The 17197-nt window shown below is 58.9% G+C and carries 16 protein-coding genes; 12 read left to right on the forward strand and 4 right to left on the reverse strand.

Translation table 11 applies throughout. The features are described from left to right. From ACR0EK_RS03865 to ACR0EK_RS03885, 5 genes are all read left to right on the forward strand, one after another. Positions 1 to 1785 (forward strand): sodium:solute symporter family protein, encoded by a 1785-nt coding sequence (locus tag ACR0EK_RS03865; protein WP_480481301.1) that lies wholly within the window; start codon positions 1 to 3, stop codon positions 1783 to 1785. Between the two features lie 108 nt (positions 1786 to 1893). Continuing rightward, positions 1894 to 3717 (forward strand): DUF294 nucleotidyltransferase-like domain-containing protein, encoded by a 1824-nt coding sequence (locus ACR0EK_RS03870; RefSeq protein ID WP_480565125.1) that lies wholly within the window; start codon positions 1894 to 1896, stop codon positions 3715 to 3717. 27 nt (positions 3718 to 3744) lie between these two features. Continuing rightward, the gene (locus ACR0EK_RS03875) at positions 3745 to 4263 is read left to right on the forward strand and encodes a hypothetical protein (protein ID WP_480537666.1); all 519 of its coding nucleotides are present in this window, start codon (positions 3745 to 3747) and stop codon (positions 4261 to 4263) included. 2 nt (positions 4264 to 4265) lie between these two features. Then, the gene (locus tag ACR0EK_RS03880; RefSeq protein WP_480537664.1) at positions 4266 to 5678 is read left to right on the forward strand and encodes a 3'-5' exonuclease; all 1413 of its coding nucleotides are present in this window, start codon (positions 4266 to 4268) and stop codon (positions 5676 to 5678) included. 90 nt (positions 5679 to 5768) lie between these two features. Then, complete coding sequence (locus tag ACR0EK_RS03885; RefSeq protein ID WP_480565128.1) at positions 5769 to 6269, forward strand: flavin reductase family protein; 501 nt, start codon at positions 5769 to 5771, stop codon at positions 6267 to 6269. Here ACR0EK_RS03885 and ACR0EK_RS03890 read toward each other — a convergent pair. Genes ACR0EK_RS03890 through ACR0EK_RS03900 form a run of 3 tightly spaced genes read right to left on the reverse strand, consistent with a single transcriptional unit; the run spans position 6266 to position 8498 of the window. Then, the gene (locus ACR0EK_RS03890; RefSeq protein ID WP_480485889.1) at positions 6266 to 6745 is read right to left on the reverse strand and encodes a DUF6505 family protein; all 480 of its coding nucleotides are present in this window, start codon (positions 6743 to 6745) and stop codon (positions 6266 to 6268) included. The genes ACR0EK_RS03885 and ACR0EK_RS03890 overlap by 4 nt on opposite strands. Then, entirely contained in the window at positions 6742 to 7440 is a 699-nt protein-coding gene (locus tag ACR0EK_RS03895; protein ID WP_480545646.1) for a biotin/lipoate--protein ligase family protein, read from the reverse strand. The genes ACR0EK_RS03890 and ACR0EK_RS03895 overlap by 4 nt, the downstream gene beginning before the upstream one ends. Further along, positions 7437 to 8498, reverse strand: coding sequence for an Mrp/NBP35 family ATP-binding protein (locus tag ACR0EK_RS03900; RefSeq protein ID WP_480485893.1), 1062 nt, complete (start codon positions 8496 to 8498; stop codon positions 7437 to 7439). The genes ACR0EK_RS03895 and ACR0EK_RS03900 overlap by 4 nt, the downstream gene beginning before the upstream one ends. Positions 8499 to 8630: 132 nt before the next feature. Between ACR0EK_RS03900 and ACR0EK_RS03905 the strand changes: the two genes are divergently transcribed. After that, positions 8631 to 9359 carry a hypothetical protein gene (locus ACR0EK_RS03905; RefSeq protein WP_480485895.1) on the forward strand — a complete coding sequence of 243 codons (729 nt, stop codon included), beginning with the start codon at positions 8631 to 8633 and terminating at the stop codon, positions 9357 to 9359. On the opposite strand, the gene ACR0EK_RS03910 is transcribed toward ACR0EK_RS03905, so the two are convergent. Then, positions 9353 to 11305 carry a 4Fe-4S binding protein gene (locus ACR0EK_RS03910; RefSeq protein ID WP_480565131.1) on the reverse strand — a complete coding sequence of 651 codons (1953 nt, stop codon included), beginning with the start codon at positions 11303 to 11305 and terminating at the stop codon, positions 9353 to 9355. The two genes, ACR0EK_RS03905 and ACR0EK_RS03910, sit on opposite strands and share 7 nt — an antisense overlap. A 289-nt stretch (positions 11306 to 11594) precedes the next feature. Here ACR0EK_RS03910 and ACR0EK_RS03915 point away from each other — a divergent pair, with 289 nt between their 5' ends. The 6 genes from ACR0EK_RS03915 (at position 11595) to fdh3B (ending at position 17193) form a co-directional block, all read left to right on the forward strand. Beyond that, complete coding sequence (locus ACR0EK_RS03915) at positions 11595 to 12149, forward strand: DUF3305 domain-containing protein (RefSeq protein ID WP_267365561.1); 555 nt, start codon at positions 11595 to 11597, stop codon at positions 12147 to 12149. Further along, complete coding sequence (locus ACR0EK_RS03920) at positions 12146 to 12721, forward strand: DUF3306 domain-containing protein (protein WP_480485898.1); 576 nt, start codon at positions 12146 to 12148, stop codon at positions 12719 to 12721. The genes ACR0EK_RS03915 and ACR0EK_RS03920 overlap by 4 nt, the downstream gene beginning before the upstream one ends. Before the next feature lie 4 nt (positions 12722 to 12725). Further along, complete coding sequence (locus ACR0EK_RS03925; protein ID WP_480485900.1) at positions 12726 to 13337, forward strand: TorD/DmsD family molecular chaperone; 612 nt, start codon at positions 12726 to 12728, stop codon at positions 13335 to 13337. Positions 13338 to 13398: 61 nt separating this feature from the next. Beyond that, positions 13399 to 13587, forward strand: coding sequence for a ubiquinol-cytochrome c reductase iron-sulfur subunit N-terminal domain-containing protein (locus ACR0EK_RS03930; protein WP_480565134.1), 189 nt, complete (start codon positions 13399 to 13401; stop codon positions 13585 to 13587). A gap of 105 nt (positions 13588 to 13692) precedes the next feature. Then, on the forward strand, positions 13693 to 16587 hold the full coding sequence (locus ACR0EK_RS03935) for a formate dehydrogenase subunit alpha (protein ID WP_480565137.1): 2895 nt from the start codon (positions 13693 to 13695) through the stop codon (positions 16585 to 16587). 12 nt (positions 16588 to 16599) lie between these two features. Next, positions 16600 to 17193 carry a formate dehydrogenase FDH3 subunit beta gene (gene fdh3B / locus ACR0EK_RS03940; protein WP_209504177.1) on the forward strand — a complete coding sequence of 198 codons (594 nt, stop codon included), beginning with the start codon at positions 16600 to 16602 and terminating at the stop codon, positions 17191 to 17193. Positions 17194 to 17197: the final 4 nt, after the last annotated feature.

Below are 17197 nucleotides of genomic sequence, written 5' to 3' on the forward strand. Positions count from 1 at the left end.
ATGGATCAGTTTACCATCAACCTGCTGTTTGTCGGCGCATCCTTTGCGCTGTACATCGGCATCGCGATCTGGGCCCGCGCGGGTTCCACATCAGAGTTCTACGCCGCCGGTCGCGGCGTACACCCGGTCACCAACGGTATGGCGACAGCGGCAGACTGGATGTCTGCGGCCTCGTTCATCTCGATGGCGGGCCTGATTGCCTTTACCGGCTATGACAACTCGACCTTCCTGATGGGGTGGACGGGTGGCTACGTGCTGTTGGCCCTGCTGCTTGCGCCTTACCTGCGGAAGTTCGGCAAGTTCACCGTGTCGGAGTTCATCGGCGACCGCTTCTACAGCCAGACAGCACGCATCGTTGCGGTGATCTGTCTGATTGTTGCATCGGTGACCTACGTTATCGGTCAGATGACCGGTGTTGGGGTTGCCTTTGGCCGCTTCTTGGAAGTGTCGAACACCACCGGGCTGTTGATCGGTGCAGGCGTTGTGTTTGCCTACGCGGTGTTCGGAGGGATGAAGGGCGTGACCTATACACAGGTCGCTCAGTACTGCGTGCTGATCACCGCCTACACCATCCCTGCCATCTTTATCTCGCTACAGCTGACCGGCACTCCGATTCCGGCACTGGGTCTGTTTGGCGACACTGCAAGCGGTGTACCGCTGCTGACCAAGCTGGACGGCATCGTGACAGAGCTGGGCTTCAACGAATACACGGCCCATCACTCGAACACGCTGAACATGGTGCTGTTCACCCTGTCGCTGATGATCGGTACTGCCGGTCTGCCGCACGTTATCATGCGCTTCTTCACCGTTCCCAAAGTTGCTGATGCACGCTGGTCGGCTGGCTGGGCGTTGGTTTTCATCGCGCTGCTGTATCTGACCGCTCCGGCTGTTGGCGCAATGGCCCGCCTGAATATCACCGACATGATGTGGCCCAATGGTGGCATCGAAGGTGGTGCCGTTACAGTCGAACAGATCGACAATGATGCTCGGTACGACTGGATGGCCACATGGCAGAAAACCGGTCTGCTGGATTGGGAAGACAAGAACGGCGACGGCAAGATTCAGTACTACAATGACAAGTCTGAATCGATGCAGGCGATTGCGGAACAAAAAGGCTGGGTCGGTAACGAACTGACCAAGTTCAACCGCGACATCCTGGTCCTGGCCAACCCCGAGATTGCCAACCTGCCCGGTTGGGTGATTGGTCTGGTCGCTGCCGGTGGTCTTGCGGCTGCTCTGTCGACTGCTGCGGGTCTGCTGCTGGCGATTTCGTCGGCCGTGTCTCACGACCTGATCAAGGGCGCAATCAACCCGCAGATCTCGGAAAAAGGCGAGCTTCTGTCGGCACGGATTGCGATGGCTGTGGCGATTGCTGTAGCGACCTGGCTGGGTCTGAATCCTCCGGGCTTTGCGGCACAGACTGTTGCTCTGGCCTTTGGTCTGGCGGCAGCCTCGATCTTCCCGGCACTGATGATGGGGATCTTCTCGACCCGCATCAACAACACCGGTGCTGTTGCAGGTATGCTGGCAGGTCTGGTCGTTACACTGGTCTACATCTTCCTGCACAAGGGATGGCTGTTCATTCCGGACACCAACTCGTTCACCGATGCCGATCCGTTGCTGGGTCCGATCCAGTCGACCTCGTTCGGCGCTGTCGGTGCCATGGTCAACTTCGCTGTCGCCTATGTTGTGGCTGGCATGACCAAGGAAACTCCGCAGGAGATCAAGGAACTGGTCGAAAGCGTTCGCATTCCCCGTGGTGCGGGTGCAGCTCAGAACAAGTGAGCATGATGCGGTCGTTGGCTCTTGCCTTCGACCGCGTCTTTCGATCCACTACTCCCGCCCGGCATACCACTGGGCGGGATTTTTTCACCAGAACATCGGAGACATCAGATGCCCCTGTCCCACGATGAAATCGCCCGGTTTCTGAAATCCGTTCATCCCTATGACGCGTTACCGGCTGATGCACTGGATCAGATCGTAAAACAGATCGAGGTCTGGGAAGTCGAGGAAGACACCTCGGTCTATGAACTGGGTCATGCGCTTCCCGGTGTGTTCGTGATCTATGAAGGACAGGTTGAAATCACCGATGAGAATGGTGCCGTTGTCTCTCAACTGGGTTTGCGCAATTCTTTTGGAGAGCGCGGACTGCTGAAAGACGGTAAGGCAGCCACCAAGGCGCGTGCGCACACTCCGTCGGTCCTGATTGTTTTGCCACCGGATCTGGTGCGCGAGTTGATCGACGGTCACGATGTGGTCGCCAAGTTCTTCGACCGGACACGCGGCGACAGAAGTGGCCCGCAAAGCCTTGCGACCAGTTCCATTGATATTCTGATGGCACATAACCCGGCCACCTGCCCCGCGGATACGCCAGTTCAGAAAGCGGCGCAGATCATGCGCGATAAACACATCTCGTCGCTGTGCATCACGGACGGCGACACGTTGCAGGGCATCGCGACGCTGCGGGACATCTCGGGCAAGTACGTTGCGGACGGCCTGCCTCCGTCCACGCCGGTTTCCGAAATCATGACCGCAAACCCCGTCACCCTGTCACCCGGCGACATTGGTTCAGACGTGTTGCACATCATGATGGAACGCGGCATCGGCCACGTCCCGATTTCCGAGGGCGGTCGGCTGGTCGGTATTGTCACACAAACCGACCTGACACATTACCAGGCTGTGAACTCGGCCGAACTGGTGCGACGCATCGCGCAGGCAAATACCGCCGAAGAAATGGCGCGGGTAACGGCGGAAATCCCACAGCTGCTGGTGCAACTGGTTGCAGGCGGGAACCGGCACGAAATCGTCACGCGCCTAATCACCGATATTGCTGACACGGTTACCCGGCGCCTTCTGGCCCTTGCCGAACAGAAACTGGGCCCGCCCCCTGTGCCGTATCTGTGGCTGGCCTGCGGCTCGCAAGGGCGGCAGGAGCAGACAGGCGTGTCGGATCAGGACAACTGCCTGATGTTGGATGACGGCGTGACCGATGCGGATATGGAGTACTTTGCAAAGCTGGCCAAGTTTGTGTCGGATGGGCTGGATACCTGTGGCTATTTCTATTGCCCCGGCGACATGATGGCGACCAATCCGCGCTGGTGTCAGCCGGTGCGTGTCTGGCGCGACTATTTCAAGGGATGGATCGCCAAACCGAACCCCGAAGCGCAGATGCTGGCCTCGGTCATGTTTGACTTGCGTCCGATTGGCGGCGCGTTCGACCTGTTCGCCGACCTGCAGGCCGACACATTGGCGGCGGCCAGGTCCAATTCGATCTTCGTCGCACATATGATCTCGAACTCGTTGAAACACACCCCGCCGCTGGGGTTGCTGCGTGGGTTTGCAACCATCCGGTCGGGCGAACACCGCAATACGCTGGATCTGAAACACAATGGTGTTGTTCCGGTCGTGGATCTGGCGCGGATCTACGCCTTGCAAGGCGAACTGCCCGAGGCCAATACCCGCGCCCGCCTTAAAGCGGCTGAGGCCAATAGCGTTCTCAGCGCGTCGGGTGCACGCGATTTACTGGACGCCTATGATCTGATCGCCGAAACCCGGCTGGAACATCAGGTCCAACTGGTCAAATCAGGCAAGAAACCAGACAATTATCTGCCACCTTCCGATCTTTCGGACTTTGAGCGAAGTCATCTTCGTGACGCCTTCGTTGTGGTAAAAACGATGCAATCGGCGGTCGGCCACGGCAAGGGAATGCTGGGCTGACATGCATCTGAAGAACGGAGTGACACGATGTTTCTGGAATTGATCGGCACTGTTTTTGCGGGCTTCGCTTTTGCGGGTATCGTTCTTGTGCTGAACAAGCTGACCGGAGGGCGGTTGCCGAAATGGGTTACTCCGGTCGCGGCGGGTTTGGGGATGATCGCTGTGACCATCTCCAGCGAATATTCCTGGTATGACCGTACGCGCGAACAGCTTCCCAAGGAGATGGCAATCGTGCAAGAGGTTGAAAGCCGCGCCCTCTACCGCCCGTGGACCTACGCCATGCCCTTCGTCGACCGCTTTGCCGCCATCGATACCGTGTCGGTGCGAACAAACGAAAACGTGCCAGATCAACGGCTTGTCGATCTTTACTTCTTCGGCCGCTGGGCCCCGGTTTCAAAACTGCCCGTGGTCGTAAACTGTGCCGAGAATCGTCGCGCCAACCTTGCGGACGGTGCTGAGTTTTCCGATGACGGGCGTCTGCTGAATGCAGACTGGATATCTGCCGGGCCTGCCGACCCCATCATCGACGCCACCTGCGGGGTTTGACCATGCTCACAGGGTTAAGCCTCAGGCTCAGGATATTTCTGTTTTTCTGTCTGCTCGCGCTCGGCGGGATATCAATCAGTTCCGCCGCCCTGTGGATCACCTATGCCCGGGCCGCACAACCTGACCTGTTTGATGACTTCATCTTTGCCGAGGTTCTGATCGGGTTTGGATTGCTGGCTTTGATCGCAGGTGTCTGGCTGTTGTTTGACGACAATGTCGCCAAGCCGATCGAACGGCTTTCAGCGCAACTGCGGGCCCGCGCTCATGCCGGTGTCAGCACCGATCTGGACATGCAGGCCGCGCGATACCTGGGCGATCTGGCCCCAGCAGCGGCCGGCCTGGCCGAGCAACTTGCCGCAAATGCCATGCACACGGCCGAGGCGGTGGCCGCCGAAACCGCTCATCTGGCGGCGGAAAAACAGCGCCTTACTGCCCTTCTGACCGAAATCCCGGTCGCCATGTTGCTGGCCAGTCCGAAACACCAGATCGTTTTGTATGATGGTCAGGCAGCCGAGGTGCTGGCCCAGATCGCGCATCCCCGCCTGAACGCCTCGCTCTTCGAATACATCGAATCGACGGGGCTGACGGACGCGTATGGAAAGTTGTGCAAATCAGGTAAGGATGTTTTCTGCACCCTGACCAGCGTGGACGGCCGACAAACCTATTCGGCCCGAATGAAGCCACTGGGGGACGCACCCGGTTACATGCTGGTGTTCGAAGACAGCGTTGCCCGTATGTCGCCAGATGAGGCCCGCCCACTGGTCTATGATTTCGAGTTGCTGGACACGCCGGGTGACGGTGCGTTCGAAAACCGCTCTTTGCTGGATCTGTGTTTTGTGGTCTTTGACACGGAAACAACCGGTTTGCTGCCGCACAAGGATGAGATCGTTCAAATCGGCGCGGTCCGCGTTGTGAAAGGCAAGATCGTTGCGGGCGAGCATCTGGACATGCTTGTTGATCCGGGCATTCCGATCCCTGCTGCCTCGACCCGCGTGCACAAGATCAGTGATCGCATGGTTCAGGGCGCGCCGGATATCGTCAAAGCCGGGCGTGTGTTTCACCAATTCTCACGCGATGCGGTGATCGTAGCCCATAACGCCCCGTTCGACATGGCGTTCCTGCGCCGCCATGCCAAGCGTATGGAAGTCGAATGGGATCATCCGATACTCGACACTGTGCTGCTGTCGGCTGTTTTGTTCGGCGCAAGCGATACACATACACTGGACGCAGTGTGCGAACGGCTGGACATCACTATCCCCGAGGCGCTGCGCCATACGGCATTGGGCGACGCGGTGGCAACGGCCGAGGCGCTGGTCAAGATGCTGCCCATTCTGCAAGCGCGCGGGCTGAACACCTTTGGCGAAGTCATCGTCCAGACCCGCAAACACGGACGTCTTCTGGAAGACCTGAATTAACACCGAAATTTGCAAACGCCGTTCAGCTTTTCGTGGACAATCCGGGCCACGCATGGCACCTGATGCGCGGCCAAGGAACACGCGCGCGATATGACGGAAAAGATTTTCACACCGACCCCGGATCAAAGCCACGCCTTTCGTGAGGCGCTGGGATGTTTCGGAACAGGCGTCACCGTGATCACTGCGCAAACCGAAGACGGCCCGCGTGCAATCACTGTAAACTCGTTCGCGTCAGTGTCCCTAAATCCGCCGCTGGTGTTGTGGTGCCTGGCCAAAGAGTCAAACCGCTTCGACACTTTCAGCACCTGCACGCATTACTCGATCCATGTGATGGCTCAGGATCAACAGGACCAGGCGCTTAGATTTGCCCGCGACGGTGTGGATTTCACCCATGCCGAGTGGACGACGGACGAGGCTGATCGCCCGCAGCTGGCCAATTGTCTGGCACGGTTTGACTGCCGGTTGCATGCCCGGCACGAGGCTGGAGATCATCTGATCATTGTGGGTCATGTGGATCAGGTCATGTACCGCACCGGCAAGGGTCTGATCTTCAAGCGCGGTCAGTTCGGCGGGTTTGTCGACCCTTTCTAGTCGTCCAGCGACCCATGCACCGCCAGAACCTCTAGCTGTGCGTCTTGCGGAGTGATCACACGAAAGGCTTCGTGCACTCCTGTCTCAGACAATTCTCTGGCGACGGTCAGCAGCGTGTTGGCGGCATGGTCTTCACACAGCTCTGACATGTGATCGATTTCGTTCTGTGCCACGCTCAATGCCGCTTCGACCGAGGGCGCTCCGTAGTACTGCACGAAATGTTCTGCCAGATTGCGGGTGATCTGATCCCTTTCAGCCGCTTCGATCTGGGTTACCGCCACAAATGTCACCCGGCCAAAGGTTTCCAACCCCAGCCAGCCATTCGCAAAAGCCTGACGCGCCTTACCTTCCAGATCCGCGCCGCTCCAGTTCGAAAACTCGAACCCGCCCGAAACGCACCATTCGCCGGTACGTGCCGGAGAATGGAACACGTTCATGTCGCTTTCATCGAAATGGATCGCGCGGGCCAGTTTCATCGTCCGTTCTCCAATAGTTCCGTCAGCGGGCGCAGGCGGGTGTTGACCCCGTCGCGGATCAGCATTCCAAACCTCTCATCCGTGCCAAGGAATACACCGCCATCGTCCAGTGGCTCACCTACCCCACGCAGCAGGCCCATCCATTCGGCATGCAGGGGCGCGTTGCCATCCTCCTGCCAGCGGTTGAGCCAGGTCAGCATATGGCGTGACCAGCTTTCGACCAGTTGCGTGGCCGAAACCTCGGCACAACCTTCATCGTAAAGGGCTGTGACATCCGGCGTTTCGCCGGGCGCGCTGCTGGTTTGCATCAATGCGAGCTCCCAGCCGACAATCAGCCAATCCGGTTCTTCTTCCGCGTTTTCCCCGGAGGCCGAAACGCGGAACACACCGCATTTCGCACCATTCACACAAATCAGACCATCCCACCCCAGATGCACTGCCACTTCGGGTGGGGCCAGAGCGCCCAGCGCATTCTGAAACCCAACAGCACAAAGCGGCAGCATCGCCATCGCGTCCCGAAGCGGCACCTCGGGCGCGAAAACGATCGCGACACGCAGGTAATCGGCCTGAATGTTATGAACAACCGCCCCCGCATCGCAGCCCAGCGCCGCCATAGCCTGGGCGCGTTCAAACGGGTCTTCCCCACCCTGAACCGGGTGGCCCGTCAACAAAGGGGGAAAGACCGGTTGGCTCATGCGGTGCCTTTGGCGATCATATCGCGGGCGATCTTGCGGAAAGCCTCAGCCTGAGGGCTGTCTGGTTTGCTGACCACAATAGGCGCACCCCCGTCTGCGGCGATACGAATGTCCAGATGCAACGGGATTTCACCCAGCAGCGGCACGCCCATCGCCTCGGCCTCGGACTTGACACCACCATGACCAAAGACGTGTTCTTCATGCCCACAGTTCGAACAGATATGCGTGGACATGTTTTCGATCATCCCAACGATAGGCGTCTTGAGCTGATTGAACATGTCGATTCCCTTGCGGGCATCAATCAGCGCCACGTCCTGCGGCGTCGAGACGACAATAGCGCCGTCCACCTTGAATTTCTGGCTCAGCGTCAGTTGCACGTCGCCGGTACCGGGCGGCAGGTCGACGATCAGCACGTCCAGGGCACCCCATTGCACCTGGCTCATCATCTGTTGCAGCGCCCCCATCAGCATCGGCCCGCGCCAGACAACGGCCTGCCCTTCATTGGTCATCAACCCCATCGACATCATGGTGACGCCGTGGTTGCGCAGAGGCAGGATGGTCTTGCCATCGGGGCTGGCCGGACGGCCCGAGACACCCAACATCCGAGGCTGCGACGGCCCGTAAACATCCGCGTCCAGCAAACCCACGCGCCGCCCTTCTGCGGCCAGCGCACAGGCCAGATTGGCCGACACGGTGGATTTGCCCACACCCCCTTTGCCAGAAGCAACCGCAATGATCCGGTCGACACCGGGAACGGCCTGCGGTCCAGTTTGCGAGGGCTTGGGTTTCGGCTTCAGGTCCGGCGGCGCCTTATCGGAATGCGCAGTCATCAGGGCCGAAACATTTACGACGCCCTCAACCATCTGTGCGGCCTTTTCAGCTGTTGCGCGCACAGGTTCCATCTTTTCGGCATGCTTCGGGTCGATCTCAAGGACAAAGCGAACCGTATCGCCCTCGACATTCAGCGCACGCACGATGCCCGCACTGACAATGTCCTGACCTGAAACCGGATCGGTGATCTTTTTCAGGTTCGCCAGAACCGCGTCACGAACACTCACGCTGTTCTCTCCTTGGTATGCCCCGCCGACAGGGGCGTGCGTGTCGACATGTATTGGTCGCCGCTCATTGCATGTGTCTCCGTCTCTTTCTGTTCATTTGACGCGTAACAGCCTTCATAGTTAGGCTAAACCATGCGCCTTGTCTTGTTGTGCCTGAGCCTGACGCTCACCGCCACCCCCTCCTTGTCGCAGGAGGCGATTGGCCTTGCGGCCCCGGCAGAGGTTAACGACTCCGGTCTGTTGCAACATATCCTTCCTCGCTTCTCTCTCAAGACCGGGATACGCGTTGTCGCAGATGATGCCGGTGCCATGGTGCTGGTAACCGAACCACCCGGCGATCCTGTCTTTGCCCGTGGTGGCGTGGTTTATCACCTGCGGATCGAAGGCGATGATCGTCAAATCCGGTTTCGCGACTGGCTGCAATCAGAGATCGGCAAGCGCACTGTCGAAAGCTTTCCTCCTGTGGTGGGTGAACCGTTCAGCGCCAGCTTTGATCCCAAGGTCACCCAGTCGGACGATACCCTGGACGGCAACACCGTGTTGGGCGAAGAACTGTCGATGACCCATTGTGGTCGATGTCATGTGATTGGCCCCCGCAATCGGATGAACGGGCTTGGCTCGACCCCCTCTTTCGCCGTCCTGCGCGCGATGCCGGATTGGTCGGAACGGTTCGAAGCGTTCTTTGCCCTCAATCCCCACCCCGCATTCACGCAGATCGACGGGTTGACACCGCCCTTTGATCCCGAGCGCCCATCCCCAATTCACCCGGTCAAGATGACGTTGGACGATCTTGAAGCCATCCTGGCGTTTGTTTCGCGCATAGACGCCGCTGATCTGGGCGCGCCGCTAAAGCTTCAGTGATCCTTTCTATCCGAATAGTAATCCTCGGTGGTAACGACCCGAGGCTTGGGTTTTGACTGGAACGGATTGTCCTGCTGCTGGAAATGAGCATTCACCCGGCAATTGTCGCACATCTGGATCATCCGTGCCTGATCCGACGTGGCAAACATCGGGTGCGTGCCCGAAAGCTTTTCCATGATCCGTTCAACGGTTGATTTCACCCCGAACAAAGCCCCGCATTCGATGCAGGCAAACGGTTCCTCCTCGTTCAGGACCTGCTGAGACAGGGCAGCATCGCTCAGATCCAGTTGCGGCACCAAGGTGATCGCGTCTTCGGGGCAGATCGTCTTGCACATTCCGCATTGCAGGCACGCATCCTGCTGAAAGTTCAACTGGGGCTTGTCAGGGTTATCCATCAAAGCCCCGGACGGGCACAGCGACACGCAACTTAGACAGAGCGTGCAACTGTCTGTATTCACAGCAACGGCACCGTAAGGCGCACCTTCAGGCAATGGCAGCGGGGCTTTGGCCTGCGGGTTCAGGGCCTGTGCTGCCAGCCGCGCGATTTGTCGGCGGTTGCCAAGTGGCAAGACCGGATTTGCCAACGGTTCGGGGACATTTTGCGCATACAGCAAGTCTGCCATCGCATCAGGGTCCACCTCCTCGATCAGCCCGATCGCATCCGAACTGGTTATGGCACGTGCCAGTTCAATTTCGCGATCCAGCGCATCCCGTTCGGTCTTCGGGGCCAGCAACACATCCACACGCGCAAATCCATGTGCCAGCGCGGCCAGCATTTCCGAATGGCCGAACCCGGATATCACTTTCAATTCCAGCGGGATAACATCCGCAGGCAATCCCCGGCCGAACCTTGCTGTAAGCCTTGTCATTTCGGCACCGTAGGCGTCGTGCACAAGCAACCGGGGTGCGATTCCGCCTGCTCTTCGGTACGTGCGTTCCAGAATATGCATCCGTGACAGCAAGGCCGAAACAGGTGGATCTTCATAGGTTATCGCCGATGACGGGCAGACCGCCGCGCATTCGCCACACCCGGCGCAGACCATCGGATCAATCGCCACATGCTCGCCCGAGGGTGTGATTGCACCGGTTGGGCAGATATCCAGACAGTTTGAGCATCCGACCTGTTCCGCCCGCGAATGGGCGCAAAGTGTTTCCTCCAGTCGCACGTACAGAGGTTTTTCGAATGTTCCGACCAGTTGGGCGGCGTCAAAAGCCAGACGTTCTACAGAAACCGCATCCTTGGGATCAGCCCGCAAATACCCTTCGCGCTTGGCCGGAGCCTGCACAAAGGGCGTGCCCCCCGTCAGGTCAACAATGATATCGCAGGCCGATTGCGCCCCATCTCTTGGTTCCGTCCAATTGAAAGCACCTCTGCCTGCGGGAACCACTTGCTGCACATTGTCCAGACGCAAGGAAAACCCACCCAGAGCACCCGAAACAGACCGCAATTGTCCCCGAATGACATCGAAGGCCCGAGAGTCTGGCTCAGCCTGATCCGTGACCAGAACGGTTACCGCCAGTGTTCGGGCCAACCTTTCCGCCAGTCCAAAGGCAACGGTACCAGGACCAATGATAAAACACGTGCCTTCGCTGATAACATCAACGCTGGGCGTCACCGGTTGCGGCAGGAACGCTTCGGCAGCTAAGGCAGCCATTTTGGCCGTCGCATCCGCGCCCTGATCGGACCAACCGGCGCGATCCCGCAGGTCGACAAAGCCGGGAATTTCGACATTCATATCTTCGGCAAGCGACCGGAACACCTCTTGTTCCTGCAGACAGGCGATGACGGTATCGCCCTCTTGCATCAAGGATGCAGCAGATTGCAGTTCTTTTGTGCAAAGCGCGGTATGCACCTTTGAACAGGTAATCCCGCAGGCGCTTTCGATCCTGTCCGGATCCAGCGCCTGAGTTCCCGCGCAATCGCAGAGCAAAAGTTTCGTGCCCATGTCCCCTCCCTCGGGAAGCAGTCCCGATCCTTTGCACTTTAGGCTGCATTCCCGCCTTTGCACTTTAGGCTGCATTCCCGATGAAGCAACTTCAACCCTGCGAAGTGCACAGCGCGCCCGGCAGAGTTTCGCGGCAAAATCCCATAAAACAAAAGCCTTCTCAGGCTTTGATCACGAAGACGCTACCGGGAATACGACCAAAGTATTAAAGCGCAGGCTTGGCACGTGGCTATTTTGTGTACCATAGTGGACATGGAAAGGCAGGGGAGAGCCTTTCGGGGAGGATCCAGTGGCCAAGGCCGCAAGCCAGATCGACATGCCGGTTGGCGTCATTGTGCGCAAAACACCCGGGGTCACACGTTGGGCCCGCTGGAACTGGCGCGCGGTCGCCGTGTTGCCCGGTGCAGGGCCAGCCGATTGGCAGGAACTGCGCCGCGAAGGCGAGGCGGTCGAATACCACGCTGCCACCCTTCCCCTGACCCTCTGGGCGGACGAGACTGAAGCCTACCTGGTCAACCTGTCGGACGGGCAACCCTCGATCTATCTTGTACTGCGGAATGAGCTGAAGGGCGACACGCCCCTGAATGCAGTTCTGATCACCGCTTCTCCGTTCCAGGGGCAGGATTACGCGGACACCGGCGAAGAGATTGTCGAGAAAATCCCAATGACCGAAGGGTTGATCGCCTGGGTACGGGATTTCACCCTGAAACATCACCAGCACGAAGTGTTCGTCAAGCGCCGTCGCGACAGAAAGCGAACCGATTTGGTGGAGGATGGTAAGGGCGACGCGCGTATCCGGCAGGCATCGGATGTATTTCGCGCACCAAGACGGGTGCTGCAATGACAGAGCGGCGTGATTTCTGGTCGCGCCGAAAGGCAGCCGTTCAGGCCGAAGCTGAAGCCGAGGCGCTGGTCCTTGAAGAACAGGTGATCGCAGCCCATCACGCCGAACTTGAAGAAAAGAGTGACGCCGAGATTTTGGCCGAATTCAACCTTCCCAATCCCGATACCCTCGGACCCGGCGATGATGTTTCCGGCTTTATGTCCAAGGCAGTGCCTGATCGCCTGCGGCGCCGCGCCCTGCGGCGGTTGTGGCGGTTGAACCCTGTTCTGGCCAATGTCGACGGGCTAGTTGATTACGGCGAGGACTACACCGATGCGGCCTGCGTGATCGAAAACATCCAAACCGCCTATCAGGTTGGAAAAGGCATGCTGGCGCATGTCGAAGCACTGGCCGCCGACGCGCAAGAATCGGAAGTAGACGAAATCGAAGCTGAGACGCTCACAGAACCAGAGGTCGTGTCAGTTGACCCCGACCCTGCCCCAGATCCGGTTTCAGTGGTTCAGGTAGAAGAGCCCGAAGAACTCGAACGTCTCCCGTCGCCACGTCGAATGACATTTGAATTTGAAGGATGACCAAATGACCGCAAGTGACGCGCACACTCTGGATGTTTCAGCCGAGGATCGCCTGCGCGCGGATTTCTATAACTTTCTGGGTCTGTTACTGGCAGGTCCTCCGGACCAGATGTTGCTGAACCAAATGGCTGGTCTGGTCGGAGATGACACGGATCTTGGCAAGGCCATTCAATCCATGGCGCGGGTTGCCAAGGTGACCAAGCCATCCGCTGCCGAACGGGAATTCAATGCGTTGTTCATCGGATTGGGCCGGGGTGAGTTGCTGCCTTATGCCAGCTTCTACCTGACGGGCTTTTTGAACGAGAAACCCTTGGCTCAGCTGCGCAATGACATGGCGGTTCGCGGGATCACACGTGCCCAGAACGTGTTCGAGCCCGAAGATAACATCGCTTCATTGATGGAGATGATGGCCGGAATGATCGTCGGGCGTTTTGGCAGCCCGGCATCCCTGGATGACCAAAAGGCATTCTGGAGCAAGCATATCGGCCCGTGGGCCACGCATTTCTATTCGGATTTGGAAGCAGCCGAGAACTCGGTTCTTTATGCATCCGTCGGCACTGCCGGTCGGGTGTTCATGGAGATCGAGCGCGAAGCGTTCCGGATGACGACAGCGTGAACCGCTGTCATTCGCCAGCGCCCAAACGGGCGTTACACTGCAATTGGGAAAGGAGGTTCCCATGAGCAAGACCAAGGAAGAAGGCGCCACCCGCCGTGACTTCCTCAAACTGGCCGGAACCGCAGCACCTGCTGCCGTCGCCGCCGCCAGCCTGACCGGGAAGGCCGAAGCCGCCGCGCTGCCGATCGACGAAACCCGCATTCAGGATACTGCGCATACACGCGCCTACATCGAGAGCACCCGGTTCTAGGACCGGACGCTTTCACACCCGGCAGACGGTTGCGATTGGCCCTGACGTCGGTTTCAGCAGTACCAAGCCAGCCGTGGCTGACACGGCGCGCAAGGGAGGAAAGACATGCTTAGGAAAAAGACCAACGGGGTTGCGAGACGCCCCCAGCGGACAAGTATCCTGTCCCAGGTCGGCGAGAAAACCGTCGATCGCCGCGCATTCCTGCGTGGCTCGGGCCTGACGATCGGCGGCCTTGCCGCGATCAGTGCCACGGGTGGAACCGTGACGCCAGCCAGTGCCCAGACAGCGGCCAATCAGGCCGTCGAAAACATCAAATCCGTATGCACCCACTGTTCGGTCGGCTGTACCGTCGTTGCCGAAGTACAGAACGGTGTCTGGGTCGGGCAGGAACCCGGCTGGGACAGCCCGTTCAATCTGGGTGCACACTGTGCCAAGGGGGCTTCGGTTCGCGAGCACGCCCACGGCGAGCGCCGCCTGAAATATCCGATGAAAAAGGAAGGCGGCGAGTGGAAGCGCATCAGCTGGGAAGAGGCGATCAACGAGATCGGCGATGGCATGATGTCGATCCGCGAAGAATCCGGGCCCGACAGCGTGTATTGGCTGGGCTCTGCAAAGCACAATAACGAACAGGCCTATCTGTTCCGCAAATTCGCCGCCTACTGGGGCACGAACAACGTGGACCATCAGGCCCGTATCTGCCACTCGACCACGGTTGCGGGTGTTGCGAATACATGGGGCTACGGCGCCATGACCAATTCGTATAACGACATCCACAACTCGCGCGCCATCTTCATCATCGGCGGCAACCCGGCCGAGGCGCACCCTGTCTCTCTGCTGCACGTTCTGCGCGCGAAAGAGCAGAACAACGCACCGCTGATCGTCTGCGACCCGCGATTTACGCGCACCGCGGCCCATGCGGATGAATATGTCCGTTTCCGCCCAGGCACAGACGTTGCGCTGATCTGGGGCATCCTGTGGCACATCTTCGACAACGGTTGGGAGGATAAAGAATTCATCCGCACCCGTGTCTGGGGCATGGACCAGATTCAGGATGAGGTGGCCAAATGGACGCCCGAAGAAACAGAACGCGTCACTGGCGTGCCCGGCTCACAACTGAAACGTGTTGCCCGAACCATGGCGAACAACCGCCCCGGCACGGTCATCTGGTGCATGGGTGGCACGCAGCACACCAACGGCAACAACAACACCCGCGCCTATTGCGTGCTTCAGCTTGCGCTGGGCAACATGGGTACCTCGGGTGGTGGCACCAATATCTTCCGCGGCCACGACAACGTGCAGGGCGCGACAGACCTTGGTGTGTTGTCCCACACCCTGCCCGGCTATTACGGCCTGTCCGCAGGCGCATGGGGCCACTGGAGCCGCGTCTGGGGCGAAGACCTGGATTGGCTGAAGGGCCAGTTCGTCACGATCAAGGGCAAAGACGGCAAGGACAAACCGCTGATGAATGAAAGCGGTATCCCGGTATCCCGCTGGATCGACGGTGTTCTGGAAGACCCTGCGAACATGGATCAGGACAACAATGTCCGTGCCATGGTTCTGTGGGGTCACGCGCCGAACTCGCAAACGCGGGGTCCGGAAATGAAAACGGCAATGGAAAAGCTGGACATGCTGGTCGTGATCGACCCGTATCCCACTGTCTCGGCCGTTCTGCATGACCGCACCGATGGCGTCTACCTTTTGCCCGCCTGTACGCAGTTCGAAACCCGTGGCTCGGTCACCGCGTCAAACCGCTCGTTGCAGTGGCGTGACAAGGTGGTTGATCCGCTGTTCGAAAGCCTGCCGGACGAGGTCATCATGGCCAAGTTCGCCAATAAGTTCGGTTGGGCGGATCGCCTGTTCCGCAATATCGAGATGGAAGACCCCGAGACCCCGAATGTTGAAAGCATCACGCGTGAATTCAACTCAGGCCTCTGGACCATTGGATATACCGGGCAGTCGCCGGAACGCTTGAAAAGCCATATGGCCAATCAGCACACGTTCGACCGAACCACGCTGCAAGCCATTGGTGGACCAAACGACGGCGAATATTATGGTCTGCCCTGGCCGTGCTGGGGAACCGCTGAGATGGGTCATACGGGGACTCCGAACCTCTATGACATGTCCAAACCGGTGGCCGAAGGCGGCCTGACCTTCCGCGCCAGGTTCGGAGTGGAACGCGATGGCGACAACCTGCTGGCCGAAGGTGTCTATAGCGTTGGATCAGAAATTCAGGATGGATACCCTGAATTCACGATGCAGATGCTGATGGACCTTGGCTGGGACGGCGACCTGACGGCTGAAGAACGCGCTGCAATCGATGCCGTTGCAGGCCCCGAGACCAACTGGAAAACCGACCTTTCGGGCGGTATCCAGCGGGTGGCGATCAAGCATGGCTGTGCGCCCTTCGGGAACGCCAAGGCCCGCGCGGTCGTCTGGACCTTCCCGGATCCGATCCCACTGCATCGCGAGCCGCTTTATACGAACCGGCGTGATCTGGTGGTGGACTATCCAACCTACGAGGACCGGCACGCATATCGCCTGCCCACCCTTTATGCTTCGATCCAAAAGAACGACTTTTCAAAGGATTACCCGATAATCCTGACGTCAGGTCGTCTGGTCGAATATGAAGGCGGCGGCGAGGAAAGCCGGTCTAATCCATGGCTTGCTGAACTTCAGCAGGATATGTTCGTCGAGATCAACCCGCGCGATGCCAACAACCTTGGCATTCGGGACGGGCAACAGGTCTGGGTCGAAGGTCCGGAAGGCGGTAAGGTCAAGGTGATGGCAATGCTGACCAATCGGGTTGGTGCCGGTGTCGCCTTCATGCCTTTCCACTTTGGCGGCCATTTCCAGGGCGAGGACTTGCGGCACAAATACCCCGCCGGTGCTGACCCCTATGTTCTGGGCGAAAGTTCCAACACCGCCCAGACTTATGGCTATGATTCAGTGACCCAGATGCAGGAGACCAAGTGTACTCTCTGCAAGATCTCGGCAGCGTAAGGAGGACGATTAATGGCTAGAGCAAAGTTTCTCTGCGACGCTGAACGCTGCATCGAATGCAACGCCTGCGTAACCGCGTGCAAGAACGAGCATGAGGTACCCTGGGGTATCAACCGCCGCAGGGTGGTGACGATCAATGACGGCAACCCGGGCGAACGCTCGATCTCGGTGGCCTGTATGCATTGTTCGGATGCGCCCTGCATGGCGGTGTGCCCGGTCGACTGCTTCTATCAGAACGAAGAAGGTGTTGTCCTGCACTCCAAGGACCTGTGCATCGGTTGCGGTTATTGCTTTTACGCGTGCCCGTTTGGCGCGCCGCAATACCCGCAGGCAGGCAATTTCGGTTCACGCGGCAAGATGGACAAATGCACCTTCTGCGCCGGTGGTCCCGAAGAAAACCACTCGACCGCAGAGTTCGCCAAATACGGTCGCAACCGGATCGCCGAGGGCAAACTGCCCATCTGCGCCGAGATGTGCTCCACCAAGGCCCTGCTTGCCGGTGACGGCGACGTGGTGTCGGCTGTTTACCGTGAACGCGTCGTGGCGCGCGGTTTCGGCTCGGGCGCCTGGGGTTGGGGTACTGCCTACGACCAGAAAGACGGCTAAGCCG

Source organism: Ruegeria sp. AE4, assembly GCF_056542185.1.